Source organism: Aeromonas sp. sia0103, assembly GCF_963895295.1.
Classification (GTDB): Bacteria; Pseudomonadota; Gammaproteobacteria; order Enterobacterales; family Aeromonadaceae; genus Aeromonas; species Aeromonas encheleia.
Window position 1 is genome coordinate 403,325 of sequence record NZ_CAWQKG010000033.1, and the last position, 16,378, is coordinate 419,702.

The 16,378-nt window shown below is 63.7% G+C and carries 12 protein-coding genes; 7 read left to right on the top strand and 5 right to left on the bottom strand.

The genetic code is table 11. From position 1 onward, the window contains the following. The first annotated feature begins 5 nt into the window (after positions 1-5). From nuoI to nuoN, 6 genes are all read left to right on the top strand, one after another. On the top strand, positions 6-548 hold the full coding sequence (gene nuoI / locus AACW18_RS13135) for an NADH-quinone oxidoreductase subunit NuoI (RefSeq protein WP_042652379.1): 543 nt from the start codon (positions 6-8) through the stop codon (positions 546-548). 9 nt (positions 549-557) lie between these two features. Next, positions 558-1,109 carry an NADH-quinone oxidoreductase subunit J gene (nuoJ, locus tag AACW18_RS13140; protein WP_042652380.1) on the top strand — a complete coding sequence of 184 codons (552 nt, stop codon included), beginning with the start codon at positions 558-560 and terminating at the stop codon, positions 1,107-1,109. An 85-nt stretch (positions 1,110-1,194) separates the two neighbouring features. Continuing rightward, positions 1,195-1,503, top strand: a complete 309-nt coding sequence (nuoK, locus tag AACW18_RS13145; protein WP_042652381.1) for an NADH-quinone oxidoreductase subunit NuoK — start codon at positions 1,195-1,197, stop codon at positions 1,501-1,503. Beyond that, positions 1,500-3,347, top strand: a complete 1,848-nt coding sequence (gene nuoL / locus AACW18_RS13150; RefSeq protein WP_218388909.1) for an NADH-quinone oxidoreductase subunit L — start codon at positions 1,500-1,502, stop codon at positions 3,345-3,347. The genes nuoK and nuoL overlap by 4 nt, the downstream gene beginning before the upstream one ends. Before the next feature lie 89 nt (positions 3,348-3,436). Further along, positions 3,437-4,954 carry an NADH-quinone oxidoreductase subunit M gene (gene nuoM, locus AACW18_RS13155; RefSeq protein ID WP_218388910.1) on the top strand — a complete coding sequence of 506 codons (1,518 nt, stop codon included), beginning with the start codon at positions 3,437-3,439 and terminating at the stop codon, positions 4,952-4,954. Between the two features lie 43 nt (positions 4,955-4,997). Then, complete coding sequence (gene nuoN / locus AACW18_RS13160; protein ID WP_042652384.1) at positions 4,998-6,461, top strand: NADH-quinone oxidoreductase subunit NuoN; 1,464 nt, start codon at positions 4,998-5,000, stop codon at positions 6,459-6,461. Positions 6,462-6,744: 283 nt separating this feature from the next. On the opposite strand, the gene purL is transcribed toward nuoN, so the two are convergent. Beyond that, the gene (gene purL / locus AACW18_RS13165) at positions 6,745-10,638 is read right to left on the bottom strand and encodes a phosphoribosylformylglycinamidine synthase (protein ID WP_218388911.1); all 3,894 of its coding nucleotides are present in this window, start codon (positions 10,636-10,638) and stop codon (positions 6,745-6,747) included. A gap of 149 nt (positions 10,639-10,787) precedes the next feature. Here purL and mltF point away from each other — a divergent pair, with 149 nt between their 5' ends. Beyond that, positions 10,788-12,281: a membrane-bound lytic murein transglycosylase MltF gene (gene mltF / locus AACW18_RS13170; RefSeq protein WP_218290931.1), complete on the top strand. Its 1,494-nt coding sequence runs from the start codon at positions 10,788-10,790 to the stop codon at positions 12,279-12,281. Between the two features lie 341 nt (positions 12,282-12,622). On the opposite strand, the gene AACW18_RS13175 is transcribed toward mltF, so the two are convergent. From AACW18_RS13175 to AACW18_RS13190, 4 genes are all read right to left on the bottom strand, one after another. Further along, the gene (locus AACW18_RS13175; RefSeq protein WP_218388912.1) at positions 12,623-12,856 is read right to left on the bottom strand and encodes a zinc ribbon domain-containing protein; all 234 of its coding nucleotides are present in this window, start codon (positions 12,854-12,856) and stop codon (positions 12,623-12,625) included. A 104-nt stretch (positions 12,857-12,960) separates the two neighbouring features. Then, the gene (gene der / locus AACW18_RS13180) at positions 12,961-14,475 is read right to left on the bottom strand and encodes a ribosome biogenesis GTPase Der (protein ID WP_218388913.1); all 1,515 of its coding nucleotides are present in this window, start codon (positions 14,473-14,475) and stop codon (positions 12,961-12,963) included. Positions 14,476-14,549: 74 nt separating this feature from the next. Further along, positions 14,550-15,734: an outer membrane protein assembly factor BamB gene (gene bamB / locus AACW18_RS13185; RefSeq protein ID WP_218388914.1), complete on the bottom strand. Its 1,185-nt coding sequence runs from the start codon at positions 15,732-15,734 to the stop codon at positions 14,550-14,552. Beyond that, entirely contained in the window at positions 15,727-16,377 is a 651-nt protein-coding gene (locus tag AACW18_RS13190; protein ID WP_218388915.1) for a YfgM family protein, read from the bottom strand. Before AACW18_RS13190 ends, bamB begins: the two co-directional genes overlap by 8 nt. Position 16,378: the final 1 nt, after the last annotated feature.

A 16,378-nucleotide genomic window follows, 5' to 3' on the forward strand; every position in this document is an offset into this window, starting at 1 on the left:
CGACTATGAAAATTACTAGCATTATCAAGGGTGTTGGCACCCAGTTACGCAGCCTGGGGATGGTGTTCTCCCATGCCTGGCGGCCCCGTGAGACCCTCAGCTATCCGGAGCAGGCGGTCTATGCCGCCCCCCGTTTCCGCGGTCGCATCGTGCTGACCCGGGATCCGGACGGTGACGAGCGCTGCGTGGCGTGCAACCTGTGCGCCGTGGCCTGCCCGGTCGGCTGCATCTCGCTGCAAAAGGCGGAGCGGGACGATGGCCGCTGGTACCCGGAGTTCTTCCGCATCAACTTCTCCCGCTGCATCTTCTGCGGCCTGTGCGAAGAAGCCTGCCCCACCACCGCCATCCAGCTCACGCCGGATTTCGAGATGGGTGAGTATCGCCGCCAGGATCTGGTGTATGAGAAGGAAGACTTGCTGATCAGCGGGCCCGGCAAATACCCGGACTACAACTTCTACCGCATGAGCGGGATGGCGATCGACGGCAAGCCCAAAGGGGAAGCCGAGAACGAAGCCAAACCCATCGATGTCAAGAGCCTGCTGCCCTAGGAGTCAATCATGGAACTGGCATTTTATGCCGCGGCCCTGGTCGCCGTTTACAGTACGCTGCGGGTGATCAGCACCAGCAATCCGATGCATGCGCTACTCAATCTCATCATCTCCCTCATCGCCGTGGCCATGATCTTCTTCTGCCTGGGGGCCTCCTTCGCAGGCGCCCTGCAGGTGATCGTCTACGCCGGCGCCATCATGGTGCTGTTCGTGTTCGTGGTGATGATGCTGAACCTGGGGTCATCCCAGGATCAGGAGCGCAACTGGCTCACCCCCATGACCTGGGGTGGACCCGCCCTGCTCTCCCTCGTCCTGCTCGGCTTTCTGGCCTATGGCATCCTCGGGGTCACCGGTGGCGAGCTCGGCCTGACCGACGTCAGCGCCAAGGAAGTCGGCATCGCCCTGTTCGGCCCCTATGTGCTGGCGGTGGAGCTGGCCTCCATCCTGCTGCTGGCGGGTCTGGTCACCGCCTATCACCTCGGTCGTGAAGACAAGAGCGGGGAAGTGCTCTCCGTCCCCAAACCCACCGCTCGCCCGTCCCAGGAAGGAGGTCAGTCATGAATGGAATCCCAATGGTGATGCATGACCTCTTGCTGGCAGCTGGCCCCCTCTCCCTTTCTATCCAGCAAGCGCAAGGAGAATGGCTATGAACGGAATCCCAATGGAATACGGCCTCCTGCTGGCCGCCATCCTGTTCTGCATCGGCCTGTGCGGCCTGTTAATTCGTCGTAACTTGCTGTTTATCCTCATGAGTATCGAAATCATGATGAATGCGTCCGCGCTGGCGTTCGTGGTGGCTGGCAGCCGCTGGGCCCAGGCCGACGGCCAGATCATGTACATACTGGTGATTTCTCTGGCGGCAGCGGAGGCCAGTATCGGCCTCGCTTTACTACTGCTGCTCTATCGTCGTTACCACACCCTGAACGTGGACACTGTGAGCGAGATGCGCGGATGAGCCTCTTATACCTGACTTTCCTCTTTCCCCTGTTGGGATGGCTGGTGCTGGCCTTCTCCATCGGCCGCTTCGGTGAGCGCAGCTCGGCACTGATCGGCGTCGGCAGCATCGGCCTGTCGGCCCTCACCACCCTCTGGGTCGGCCTCGACTTCATGAGTGTCATGCCGGAGGGCGGCGTCTACACCCAGACCCTGTGGCAGTGGATGTCGGTGGGGGAATTCACCCCCACCTTCCGCCTGGCGCTGGATGGTCTGTCGCTGACCATGCTGGGGGTAGTGACCGGAGTGGGTTTCTTCATCCACCTGTTCGCCTCCTGGTACATGCGCGGTGAAGAGGGTTATTCCCGCTTCTTCACCTATACCAACCTGTTCATCGCCAGCATGGTGTTCCTGGTGCTGGCCGACGATCTGCTGTTCGTCTACCTGGGCTGGGAAGGGGTGGGGCTGTGCAGCTACCTGCTGATCGGCTTCTACTACCGCAATCCGGCCAACGGCGCCGCCGCCCTCAAGGCGTTCGTGGTGACCCGGGTCGGTGATGTCTTCCTCGCCATCGGCCTGTTCATCCTCTACCGCGAGCTCGGCACCCTCAACATCCATGAGCTGCTGGTGCGCGCGCCTGTGGTGTTTGCCGAGGGCTCCCCTGCCCTGTCGCTGGCCTGCCTGATGCTCTTGGGCGGCGCGGTCGGCAAGTCTGCCCAGCTGCCGCTGCAGACCTGGCTGGCGGATGCCATGGCGGGTCCGACCCCGGTCTCGGCGCTGATCCACGCGGCCACCATGGTGACCGCCGGTGTTTACCTGATTGCCCGTACCCACGGTCTGTTCCTGCTGGCCCCCGAGATCCTGCATCTGGTGGCGCTGGTCGGGGCCATCACGCTGGTGCTGGCAGGCTTTGCGGCCCTGGTGCAGACCGACATCAAGCGGATTTTGGCTTACTCCACCATGAGCCAGATCGGCTACATGTTCCTGGCCCTCGGGGTCGGCGCCTGGGAGGGAGCCATCTTCCACCTGATGACCCACGCCTTCTTCAAGGCGCTGCTGTTCCTCTCCGCCGGCGCCGTCATTGTCGCGACCCACCACGAGCAGAACATCTTCAAGATGGGGGGCCTGCGCAAGAGCCTGCCGCTGGTCTATGCCTGCTTCCTGGTGGGGGGCTCGGCACTGGCCGCGCTGCCGCTGGTCACCGCCGGCTTCTACAGCAAGGACGCCATCCTGTGGCAGGTGCAGGCCAGTGGCCAGAGCGCCTTGCTGTGGGCCGGTCTGGTGGGGGCCTTCCTGACCTCCCTCTACACCTTCCGTCTGATCTTCATCGCCTTCCACGGCAAGCCCCAGACCGAGGCCCACGCCGGTCACGGCCTGGCCCACAAGCTGCCGCTGCTGGTGCTGCTGGTGCTCTCCACCGCCGTCGGCTCCATGATAGTACCGCCGCTGGCCGGGGTACTGCCGGCCGGCCCGGGTGACAGCATCGAGGAGGGACGCCACAGCCTTGAGATCCTCTCCGGGATCATCGCCGTGGCAGGCATAGCGCTGGCCGCCTTCCTGTTCCTCGGCGAGCGCCGCCTGGCGAAGGGGATCGCCGAGAGCGCTCCTGGTCGTCTGCTCAGCACCCTCTGGTTCAATGCCTGGGGCTTCGACTGGCTGTATGACTGGATCTGGGTCAAGCCCTACCTGCTGGTGACCCGACTGCTCGGCAAGGACCCGCTGGATCGGATGATGAACCTGCCCGCCGTGCTGGCCCAGAGTGGCCACCAGCTGCTGGCCTGGACGGTGTCCGGCAAGTTGCGCTGGTACGCAGCCTCCATGGGGATGGGCGCCGCCCTGATCCTGGCCCTGCTGTTGCTCGGCTGACCCCGATGCGGTCCCTGAACTCACGGCAGGCCCGCTGGGCCTGCACTGCAGCTAGCAGCATGACTAGCAAATAGACGAGAGCTGATATCGTGACCTTACTCTGGATCTTGTTAATTCCTTTTATCGGCGGCTTGCTCTGCTGGCAGATGGAGCGGCTCGGTGGGCAATTCGTTCGCTGGGTGGCGCTGCTGTCGATGAGCGCCTGCCTGTTGCTCTCCGGTGCCATCTGGCTCAGCGGTGACTTCTCCCTCGCCAATCCGGGCCTCCCGGTCTGGGCGGCCGAGTGGCAACAGCCCTGGATCCCCCGCTTCGGCATCTCCCTGCACCTGGCGGTGGATGGCCTCTCCCTGCTGATGGTGATGCTCACCAGCTTCATCGGCGTACTGGCCATCCTCTGCTCCTGGAAGGAGATAGTGCAGCGCATCGGCTTCTTCCACCTGAACCTGCTCTGGATCCTGGGCGGCGTGCTCGGCGTCTTCATGGCGGTGGATCTGTTCCTGTTCTTCTTCTTCTGGGAGATGATGCTGGTGCCGATGTACTTCCTGATCGCGCTCTGGGGCCACTCGGTCACCGACGGCAAATCCCGGATCAACGCCGCCACCAAGTTCTTCATCTACACCCAGGCCAGCGGCCTCATCATGCTGGTCGCCATCCTCGGGCTGGTGCTGACCCACCATGCCGCCACCGGCGTCTTCACCTTCAACTACCTCGACCTGCTCAACACCCCGATGAGCAAGGGCGTGCAGTGGCTGCTGATGCTGGGCTTCTTCGTCGCCTTCGCGGTCAAGATGCCGCTGGTGCCGCTGCACGGCTGGTTGCCGGACGCCCACAGCCAGGCGCCGACCGCGGGCTCGGTGGATCTGGCGGGCATCTTGCTGAAGACCGCCGCCTACGGCTTGCTGCGCTTCACCCTGCCGCTGTTCCCCGAGGCCTCCGCCGAGTTCGCCCCCTACGCCATGCTCCTTGGCCTGTTCGGCATCGTCTACGGCGCCCTGCTGGCGTTCGCCCAGACCGACATCAAGCGGCTGGTGGCCTACACCAGCATCTCCCACATGGGCTTTGTGATGATCGCCATCTACTCCGGCAGCGAGCTTGCGCTGCAAGGGGCCGTGGTGCAGATGATCGCCCACGGTCTCTCCGCCGCCGGCCTGTTCATCCTGTGCGGCCAGCTCTACGAGCGGCTGCATACCCGGGATCTGCGCCTGATGGGCGGCCTCTGGGGCCGGTTGCGCTACCTGCCAGGGGTGATGTTGTTCTTCTCGGTGGCCTCCCTCGGGATGCCGGGCACCGGCAACTTCATCGGCGAGTTCCTGATCCTCATCGGCAGCTTCCAGGTGGCCCCGGTCATCACCGTCATCGCCACCTTCGGTCTGGTACTGGCCTCGGTCTACTCCCTCATCATGCTGCAACGGGCCTGCTTCGGTGCACCCAAGGATGAGAAGCCGCTCAAGGGGCTGGATGGCCGGGAACTGGCCATGATGCTCACCATCGCCGGCCTGCTGGTGCTGCTCGGCCTCTATCCCCAGCCCGTGCTCGACACCGCCAGCAGCAGCCTGCTGAGCGTGTTGCACTGGTATGCGCTGCCAAGCACAGGAGCGCTGCAATGATGCTTTCTCTTTCGCCTTCTTCGTCCACGTCAGGAGCACTGTCATGACGTTCACCGCTTCTCAACTACTGGCCCTGCTGCCCCTGCTGCTGACCACCGGGGCCATGGTGGCCCTGATGCTGGCCATCGCCTGGAAACGCTGCGATGACACCGCCTTCGCGGTGACCATCACCGGCCTGAACCTGGCCCTTTTCTCCCTGCCCATAGTGATGGCCCAGGGGGATCAGGGTGTCACCCCGCTGCTGCAAGTGGACAGCTATGCGGTCTTCTACATGGGGCTGGTGCTCATCGGCGCCCTGGCGACCTGTACCTTCGGCCGCTCCTGGCTCAAGGGCTATCCGGACAACCGGGAAGAGTTCTACCTGCTGCTGCTGATCGCCACCGCCGGCGGGCTGGTGCTGGCGGGCTCCCGCCACCTCGCCTCCCTGTTCATCGGGATCGAGATGCTGACCCTGCCCATGTTCGGCCTGGTGGGCTACGCCTACCGCGAGCGTCATTCATTGGAAGCCAGCATCAAGTACATGGTGCTCTCCGCCGCCGCCACCGCCTTCCTGCTGTTTGGCATGGCGCTGCTCTACGCCCAGGCGGGCAGCCTGAGCTTCAGCGATCTCGGCCTGACCCTGGCCCAGAGCCCGGCTCACCATCCGCTGCTGATGGGCGGCCTGGGTCTGATGCTGGTGGGCTTCGCCTTCAAGCTCTCCCTCGCCCCCTTCCACCTCTGGACCCCGGACGTGTACGAGGGTGCCCCGGCACCGGTGGCTACCTTCCTCGCCACCGTCAGCAAGATCGCGGTGTTCTGTGTGCTGCTGCGCTTCTACCTGGCGGTGCCGGCCACCTCGGACCCCATGATCCACTGGCTGCTGGCGGCCATGGCGGTCATCTCCATCGTCATCGGTAACCTGCTGGCGCTGATCCAGACCAACATCAAGCGGATGATGGGTTACTCCTCCATCTCCCACTTCGGCTACCTGCTGGCGGTGGTGGTGGCGAGCCGCCTCGGCCAGATGCCGGTGGAAGCGGCCGGGGTCTACCTGCTGATGTACCTGTTCACCAGCCTGGGGGCCTTCGGCGTCATCAGCATGATGTCCAGCCCCTATCGCGGCAAGGATGCGGACTCCCTGCACAGCTACCGCGGCCTGTTCTGGCACAGACCCTACCTGACCGCCGTGATGACGGTGATGATGCTCTCCCTGGCGGGCATCCCCATGACGCTCGGCTTCATCGGCAAGTTCTACCTCATCGGGGTGACGGTCGATGCCCAGCTGTGGTGGCTCTCCGGCGCCATAGTGCTCGGCAGCGCGCTGGGGCTCTATTACTACCTGCGGGTCATGGTCACCCTCTATCTGCGGGAACCCGGCATGCAGCTGCGCGATGCCAAGGCCGACTGGGCCTTCTCCTCCGGCGGACTGGTGGTGCTGCTCTCCGCCATCCTGGTGGTGGCGCTGGGTATCTACCCCCAGCCGGTCATCAGCCTGGTGCAGGGCTTCCAGAACGTGGTGCTGCGCTAGCATCACGCTCAGTCCCAACGAAAAACCGGCCCCCGTGGCCGGTTTTTTTATCTCGCCAACTTGCCGAGGTACGTATCGCGTCGGCTCGGCTCGCCGGCCAACCCCTCCCCCTTCAGCCCGATCTGCCATCTGCTATCTGCCATCTGCTATCTGCTATCTGCTATCTGCTATCTGCTATCTGCTATCTGCTATCGACTCACAGAACCGAATGACAGGCTCATGAGCCAATAAAAAACCGGCCACGGGGGCCGGTTTTTGATTTTCTGCGCAGTACGGGGCGGGATTAACCCAGGCGTACCCGTGCGTTTCTGAACATCCGCATCCAGGCACCATCCTCGCCCCAGTTGTCCGGGTGCCAGGAGTTCGCCACCGTGCGGAACACCCGCTCCGGGTGCGGCATCATGATGGTGGCGCGACCGTCAAGGGTGGTGACTGCGGTGATACCATCCGGTGCGCCGTTCGGGTTGGCCGGGTATTGCTCGGTCACCTGACCGCGGTTGTCGACGAAGCGCAGCCCCACCAGACCGCTGGCCTGCAGCGCGGCAAGGTGAGCGGCATCGCGCACCTCCACCCGCCCTTCACCGTGGGAGACGGCGATGGGCATCACCGAGCCCTGCATGCCCGCGAAGAAGGCGGAGGGGGAATCCTGCACCTGCACCAGACTGAAGCGGGCCTCGAAACGTTCGGAGCGGTTGCGCACGAAGCGCGGCCACAGATCGGCGCCCGGGATCAGGGTGCGCAGGTTGGACATCATCTGGCAGCCGTTGCACACGCCCAAGGAGAGGGTATCGCCGCGCTCGAAGAAGCGCTGGAACTGCTCGCGGGCACCGTCGTTGAACAGGATGGACTTGGCCCAGCCTTCCCCCGCCCCCAGCACGTCGCCGTAGGAGAAACCGCCGCAGGCCACCAGGGTCTGGAACTGCTCCAGCTTGATGCGACCGGACAGGATGTCGCTCATATGCACATCCACCGCGGTGAAGCCGGCACGATCGAAGGCCGCGGCCATCTCCACGTGGGAGTTGACCCCCTGCTCGCGCAGCACCGCCAACCGGGGGGAGACCCCACGGGCGATATAGGGTGCGGCCACGTCTTCACTCGGGTTGAAACTCAAGCTGGCGTGCAGACCCGGATCCGCGGCGTCCTGACGGGCGGCGTGTTCCTGATCGGCGCACTCCGGGTTGTCGCGCAGGCGCTGCATCTGCCAGCTGGTCTCGCCCCAGGCGGTACGCAGGGCGGTGCGGCTGGCGCGATAGAGCTCATGGCCCTCCCGCTGCAACGAGATGATATCGCCGTCACAGGCGGTGCCCAGCACGTGGGAGCAGGCCGCCAGACCGTGGCCGGCCAACAGGGTCAGCACTGCTTCCTTGTCGTCGCGACGCACCTGGATGACGGCGCCCAGCTCCTCGTTGAACAGCGCCGGCAGCAGCTCGCCACCGATGCGATCGAGCTGGATCTCGAGGCCGCAATGACCGGCGAAGGCCATCTCGGTCAGGGTGACGAACAGGCCGCCATCGGATCTGTCGTGGTAGGCGATGAGCTTGCGATCCGCCACCAGCGCCTGAATGGCGTTGAAGAAGCCCTTGAGCTGGACCGGGTTGTCGAGATCCGGTGCGCTGTCGCCGAGCTGGCGATAGACCTGGGCCAGGGCCGAGGCGCCGAGGCGCTGCTTGCCGTTGCCCAGATCGATCAGGATGAGATCCGTCTCGCCGAGATCGGTACGCAGCTGCGGGGTGACGGTGTTGCGCACGTCCTCCACCCGGGCGAAGGCGGTGATGAGCAGGGAGAGCGGCGAGGTGACGCTGCGCTCCTCGTCATCCTGCTGCCAGCGGGTCTTCATGGACATGGAGTCCTTGCCGACCGGGATGGTGATGCCAAGCGCCGGGCAGAGCTCCTCGCCCACCGCCTTGACCGCCTCGTACAGGCCGGCATCTTCCCCCGGGTGGCCGGCGGCGGCCATCCAGTTGGCGGAGAGCTTGACCCGCTTCAAGGAACCGATGTGGGCCGGCGCCAGGTTAGTCAGCGCCTCGGCCACCGCCATGCGGGCGGAGGCGGCGTGGGAGAGCAGCGCCACCGGGGTGCGCTCGCCCATGGACATGGCTTCGCCGTGATAGCTGTCGTAGGTGGCGGCGGTGACCGCGCAATCGGCCACCGGGATCTGCCAGGGGCCGACCATCTGATCGCGGTTGACCAGGCCGGTCACGCTGCGATCGCCGATGGTGATGAGGAAGGATTTCTCCGCCACGGTCGGCAGGCGCAGCACCCGCTCGGCCGCCTCGCTCAGGGTGATGCCGTCCAGCTGCAGCGCCTTGCCACGGGCCGGCAGGCTGGCCACGTCGCGGTGCATCTTGGGGGCCTTGCCGAGCAGCACGTCCAGCGGCAGATCGATGGGCTGGTTGTCAAAGTGGCTGTCGGACAGGGTGAGATGCTTCTCTTCGGTGGCGGTACCGATCACGGCATAGGGGGCGCGTTCGCGCTCGCACAGGGCCTTGAACAGCGGCAGCTTGTCCTGGGCCACGGCCAGCACGTAACGCTCCTGGGATTCATTGCACCAGATCTCCAGCGGGCTCATGCCAGGCTCGTCGCTCTGGATGGCGCGCAGGTCGAAGCGACCACCGCGCTCGCCGTCGTTGACCAGCTCCGGCATGGCGTTGGAGAGGCCACCGGCCCCCACGTCGTGGATGAAGACGATGGGGTTGTCATCGCCCAGCTGCCAGCAGCGGTCGATCACTTCCTGGCAGCGGCGCTCCATCTCGGGGTTGTCCCGCTGCACAGAGGCAAAGTCCAGATCCTCGGCGGACTGGCCGGAGGCCATGGAGGAGGCCGCGCCGCCCCCGAGGCCGATGTTCATGGCCGGGCCACCCAGCACGATCAGGGCGGCCCCGACCGGGATCTCCCCCTTCTGCACGTGCTCGGTGCGGATGTTGCCGATGCCGCCCGCCAGCATGATGGGCTTATGGTAGCCCCGCACCTCGACGCCGTTGTGGCTCGGCACCTTCTCCTCGAAGGTACGGAAATAACCGAGGATGGCCGGACGACCGAACTCGTTGTTGAAGGCGGCGCCGCCGAGCGGCCCCTCCTGCATGATGTCAAAGGCGCTGACGATGCGGCTCGGTTTGCCGAAATCCTGCTCCCAGGGCTGCTCGAAGCCGGGGATGCGCAGGTTGGAAACGGAGAAGCCCACCAGACCCGCTTTGGGCTTGGCGCCACGGCCTGTCGCACCCTCGTCGCGGATCTCGCCGCCGGAGCCGGTGGCCGCCCCCGGGAAGGGGGAGATGGCGGTCGGGTGGTTGTGAGTTTCCACCTTCATCAGGATGTCGACCCGCTCCTGGTGATACTGGTACTCACCGCTGGCGGGGCTCGGGAAGAAGCGGCCACCCTCGCTGCCTTCCATCACGGCGGCGTTGTCTTTATAGGCAGACAGGACATGATCCGGCGTCTGCGCGAAGGTGTTCTTGATCATCTTGAACAGCGACTTGGGTTGCAGCTGTCCGTCTATGGTCCAGTCGGCGTTGAAGATCTTGTGACGACAGTGCTCCGAGTTCGCCTGGGCAAACATGTAGAGCTCGATGTCGTTGGGATTGCGGCCAAGCCGGGTGAAGTTCTCCACCAGGTAATCGATCTCGTCATCGGCCAGGGCCAGGCCCAGTGCCACGTTGGCCTCAGCCAGCGCGGTGCGGCCACCGGCCAGCACATCCACCTGGGTGAAGGGGCGCGGCTCCTGATGGGCAAACAGGGCGCTCGCTTGGCTCAGCTCGTCGAACACCGTCTCCATCATGCGATCGTGCAGCAGGGCCGCCAGCTCGCCGCGCTGGACGGCGGTCAGGGCCTGCTTGGGCTGCAGATAATAAGCAATGCCGCGCTCCAGCCGCTTGACCTGGTTTAGGCCGCAGTTGTGGGCGATGTCGGTTGCTTTGGAAGACCAGGGGGAGATAGTGCCGGGACGGGGGGTAACGAGAAACAGCTGACCGCTGGGGGTGTGTTCTGGGATGGTCGGGCCGTAGCGCAGGAGCTGGCCCAAGGTCGCTCGCTCGGGCGGCGACAAGGGGGATGATAGCTCGGCAAAGTGCACATATTCGGCATAGACGCTCTCTATCTCTACTCCTCTCTGCACGCAGCTTTGCAGCAGCTTGTGGACACGAAACTCAGACAGTGCTGGGGCACCACGCAAGATTTCCATATACCTTTCTCACCAAGTTTTAGAGTGTGGGGGGATTTGAGACGCGCGTATTATAGGGATCAGGCCCACAACGGACAAACGTTTTTCTCACTTAGACCGATGTGACTCGCTCCACACACTCTGGTATAAAGGAGCCTCTTTTTTGACAAATGCCGATTTTTTCAACAAGGGTATTCAACTACTTGCGCTGCATTTTTCGACTGTGTATCGGGATGTTGCTGACGCTGGCCCTGGCCGGCTGCGACTTCTATTCCCCCTCCAGCCAGCTGGAGCAGATCCGTCAACGGGGCGAGATCCGGGTTGGCACCCTCTATGGCCCCACTTCCTATTACCAACGTGACGACATCGCCCAGGGCTTCGATTACGAGCTGGCGCAGAACTATGCCGACTGGCTGGGGGTCAAGCTGACCATCATCCCGGCCTACAGCACCGCCGGGCTGGTCGAGCTGCTGGAGCAGGGCAAGCTGGATCTCGCCGCCGCCGCCATCGTGGTGACGCCGGAGCGGCGCAAGCTGTTTCGCTTCGGCCCCGGCTTCTACCAGGTCTCCCCCAAGCTGGTCTATCGCAATGGCTCCCCCAAGCCGAAGGATCTCGGCGACATCAAGGGCACCATAGTGGTACCCGCCGGCTCCACCGGGGAGGATCTGATGAAGATACTCGCCAAGCAGTACCCCAACCTGGACTGGAGCACCAACCGGGATGCGGATGTGGAGGAGCTGCTCAAGCAGGTCGCCGACGGCAAGCTCGACTATACGGTGGTGCAGGACACCGTGCTGGCCCGCGCCCAGCGCTACTACCCCGAGCTCACCGAGGGGCTGACCCTCGACAAGAAGCAGGCCGTGGCCTGGGCCATGACCAAGCTGCCCGATGACAGCCTCTATGCCAGCATCATCGACTTCTTCGGCCAGCGCTTCATGGATGGCTCCATCGCCAAGCTGGACGAGAAGTACTTCGGCCATGTGCAGAACTTCGACTTCGTCGACACCCGCACCTTCCTGCAGCGGGCCAAGAGCCGGCTGCCCAAATACCAGGAACTGTTCCAGACCCACGCCAAGGAGATCGACTGGCGCCTGCTGGCGGCCATCAGCTATCAGGAGTCCCACTGGGATCCGGAGGCGCGCTCCTATACCGGGGTGCGCGGCATGATGATGCTGACCGAGCCCACCGCCAAGGCGATGGGGGTCAGCAACCGGCTGCACCCGGAGGAGAGCATCAAGGGCGGTGCCCGCTACCTGCAGGAGATGATGGAGAAGGTGCCGGACTCGGTGCCGGACGACGAGAAGGTGTGGTTCGCCCTCACCGCCTACAACATCGGCTACGGCCACATGATGGATGCGCGCCGCCTGACCAAGGAGCTCGGCAAGAATCCCGACGCCTGGAGTGATGTGAAGGAGGTGCTGCCGCTGCTGCAGCAGGCCCGCTGGCATCGCAAGGTGCGCTATGGCTATGCCCGGGGTGGCGAGGCGCGCAACTACGTCAACAACGTGCGCCAGTACTACCAGAGCCTGCTCTGGCTCGACAACGAGCAGCAGAAGGCCCACCGCCGCGAGGAGCTGGACGAGGATGACAACAGCGAGCCGGCAGCCAGCGGCGAGCACCCTACCATCATCGCCGAGGTGGTCAAGCAGATCATCGCCCCTTGACCCGGGTGTGTTATCCGGTTGAGTTCTCTGTTAACATCGTTCCAGGCCTGAGCCTGTCTGACAGGTGCTTATCGCAACATATTCATCAAGTTGCGATACTGATGACAGAATGCACCGACAGGCCTCAACATCAGTGCCAGGATGACCAGGGAGGAGAACAAGATGCGAACTCGCAGAAGAGCCACGTTGACCAGGAAGACAAAATGTTCCTGGAGCCCAAGACGCAAGCTCAAACTCAATGACATGAAACGCAAGATATGGCGCCGAAACCGCTCCTACACCTTGCTGATCGCAGAGCACACAGAATAAAAAACCCGGCAAATGCCGGTTTTTTTATTGCCTCACGCCGACTCGACCGGACTCACCGCAAGGAGCACCGCCCGCTTAGAGACCAGGCTGTTGCAATGATTGCAGAAGTAATCCACCGCCCCGCAGGCCCTCAGCCGCTCCAGCGCCTGCTGGCAGCTCGGGCAACGGGCCAGGATCCGGTAGCGGGTCTGGCATTGGGTGCAGCTTGTCTCGCTGCTGCGGCTATCCAGCTCGGCGTGGCAGGCTGGGCATGTCAGGGTGCTCATCGATGACTCCTCATGAAGTGAATGAGCGCTGGGTGGGCCCACGGCTCATTAACCTTCGCGCTTAAGGCTAAAAAAACGGCTGCCGCAGGGGCAGCCGTTTCGGCTTATTTCTTGCTGCTCTTGGTTCTCGCCTTGAGCAAGCGATCCCGTTGCCGCTCCTGGCTCAGGGTCATGGTGTTCTTCCTGCCCTCGAACGGGTTGACCGATTCCTGGAATTCGACCCGGATCGGGGTGCCCATGATCTTCAGGGACTTGCGGAAGTAGTTGATCAGATACCGCTTGTAGGAGTCCGGCAGATCGTTCAGCTGGTTGCCGTGGATGACGATGCGCGGCGGGTTGTAACCACCGGCGTGAGCATACTTCAGCTTGACCCGGCGACCGTTCACCATGGGCGGCTGGTGATCTTCCTGCGCCATCTGCATGATGCGGGTCAGCATGGCGGTGCTGGTACGGCGGGTGGCGGACTGGTACGCCTCCTGGATGGACTCGAACAGGTGGCCGACACCGCTGCCGTGCAGGGCGGAGATGAAGTGCACCCGGGCGAAGTCGATGAAGCCGAGACGACGATCCAGCTCGTTCTTGACGTCCTCTTTCACCTTCTGATCCAGGCCATCCCACTTGTTCACCACCAGTACCACCGAGCGGCCGGAGTGGAGCACGAAGCCGAGGATGCTGAGATCCTGATCGGTGATGGTCTCGCGCGCGTCTATCACCAGCAGGCAGACGTTCGCATCCTCGATCGCCTTGAGGGTCTTGATGACGGAGAACTTCTCCACCGTCTCGTGCACCTTGCCACGACGACGCACCCCGGCGGTGTCGATGATGACGTACTTTTGATCGTCACGCTCCATCGGGATATAGACGGAGTCGCGGGTGGTGCCCGGCATGTCATAGACGATGACGCGGTCTTCACCCAGCATGCGGTTGGTCAGAGTCGACTTGCCGACGTTGGGACGACCGACGATGGCGAACTTGATGGGCAGGTCGGCGAACGGGGTCTCCTTGGTGTCTTCCCTGGTGTCCAGCTCACCGGCGGCAACCATGCGCAGCAGGGCTTCTTCGTCGAAGTCCTCTTCCAGTTCCTCTTGCGCATCCTCCTCGCTGCCAGCGGCGGCCTCGACCAGCTCTTCCAGGTGGGGGGCCAGCGCCAGTTCCAACAGGCTCAGCACGCCACGACCGTGGGCGGCGGCGATCTGGTAGACCTCCCCCAGCGCCAGAGCGTAGAACTCGGACACGGCGGAATCACCGTCGATGCCGTCGGTCTTGTTGGCGACCAGGAACACCTTCTTGTGGGTCTTGCGCAGGTGCTCGGCGATGGCCTGATCGGCGGCGGTGAGACCGGCCCGCGCGTCCACCATAAACAGCACCACATCGGCTTCTTCGATGGCCAGCAGGGACTGCTCGGCCATCTTCAGCTCGATCCCCTCCTCGGTACCATCGATACCGCCGGTATCGACCACGATAAATTCCAGCTCGCCCAACTTCGCCTGGCCGTATTTGCGGTCCCGGGTCAGACCGGGAAAATCGGCGACCAAGGCATCCCGGGTACGGGTCAGGCGGTTAAACAGGGTGGATTTCCCCACGTTGGGGCGGCCCACCAGGGCTACTACAGGAGTCATAAAAGCCTCATTCTCAAGACGACAAAGGCTCCGGGTCCGAAGACCAAGAGCCGGATATTCAGATTGAAGGGTGATCAGGGACGCTGCAAGGCGTACAACTTGCCACCACGGCTCTGCACATACAGGGTGTCACCGTCCACCAGGGGGGCGGCATAGAGACCACTGCTGTCGAGCTGCTGCATCGCCTTGATGGTACCGTCGGTACGATCCAGCCAATACAGGTAACCTTCCACATCGCCGACCACCACGTAGTCACCGAAGATGACGGGGGCGGTGACGCTGCGATTTTCCAGCTGGGTGTTGGACCACAGCTCCAGTCCGTTGCGACGATCGACCGCGAACAGGTGGCTGCGGCTGTCGGTCAGCACTATGGCGTTGCCGGTCACCGCCAGGTCACGATAGCCGGAATACTTGCGCTTCCACACCTCGTCGCCGGTCATCAGCTTGCGCGCCATCAACTGACCATTGTAGGCGATGGCATAGAGCTCATCACCGGCGATGAGCGGGGTCGCATCCACGTCCACCATGCGATCCAGTTCGGTCGCACCGCGGGGATCCGCCACCTTGGACTGACGCACCGGCTGGCCATTGCTGAGCAGGGCGATGCCGACCTTGCCATCGGCACGGCCATAGAGCACGGCGCCGTTGGTGATGACCGGGGCACTGGCACTGCGCAGGGTCAGCGGGGGCTGCTCCTCGGACAGGGTCCATTGCTGCTTGCCTTCGTCGGTGTCCAGGGCAATCAGGCGACCGGAGGTGGTCAACACCACCACCCGACCATCCTCGACCGCCGGGCTCGCCACCACTTCACCCGGCACTGTGGTCTGCCACAGCACTTCCCCGTCCGCCTCGTTCAGGGCGTAGACCACCCCGTTCTCGGAGCCGAGGAACAGCTTGCCGTAGCGAGAGACCAGACCGCCGGATAAACGGGCGCTGCGCTTGTCGACATTGGCCGGCAGTTCCGCCAGATCCACGCTCCACAGCACCTGACCGCTCTTGCGATCGAAGGCGGTGACATCGCCATCCCGGGCGGCGGCATAGATATGATCTTCTTCCACCGCAGGTTTCAACTGGGAGTAGAAGTCACCTATGCCATCCCCGACGGAGGAAGACCACTGGGTATCGGCGGTGAACGCCGACTCCACCACCGGCAACGCGGCCATCGGAGTCAGATCTTCTTCCGAGCTGAACAGGGAGCAACCCTGCAAGGCCAGGGAGACCGCAGCCCCCAGCATCATTCGTTTGTACAGATTACGCATCCGGTGCCCCACCCGCAGTCACGGCTGGCAGCGCCAGATCGTCCATCTTCAGCTTGAGCTCGGCGCTCGCCTGCAGGCCGCCGGCATCCGCCGCCGCCTGGTAGGCGTCGCGCGCCTCTTCCGGCTTGCCCTGCTTGAGCAGCACATCGCCACGGGCCTCGGCAACCTGGGCCTTGAAGGCGTCGTTGTTGATCTTGGCGAGCTGGGCCAGGGCCTCGTCGGCCTTGCCCTGATCGTTCAGGACCCGGGCCAGACGCAGGGCGGCGATGGGCTTGAGGCTCTCGTCCCCACCCGTCGCGACCAGGGTCAGCTGCTCGACCGCCAGATCCAGCTTGTTGGCCTTGACGGCAGCCGCCGCCAGTTGCAGGGCCGCCAGCTCGGCGTAAGCATCGCCCTTGTGCGCCGTGATGAAGCTCTTCGCCTGCTCAAGGGCGGCATCGTCGCCCTTGGCCAGCTGGGCGGTCATCTCGTTGTAAGCCTGGGAGGCGGCCTCCTGGCTGGTCAGCTGATGCTCGTTGTAATAGCGCCAGCCAAAGAGGCCGACCAGACCGATCACAGTCCCTGCAAGTACCGAGGTCCCGTTCTCTTTCCACCAGCTCTTGATGACTTCGACCTGTTGTTCTTCGGTGGTATAAACTTCCACA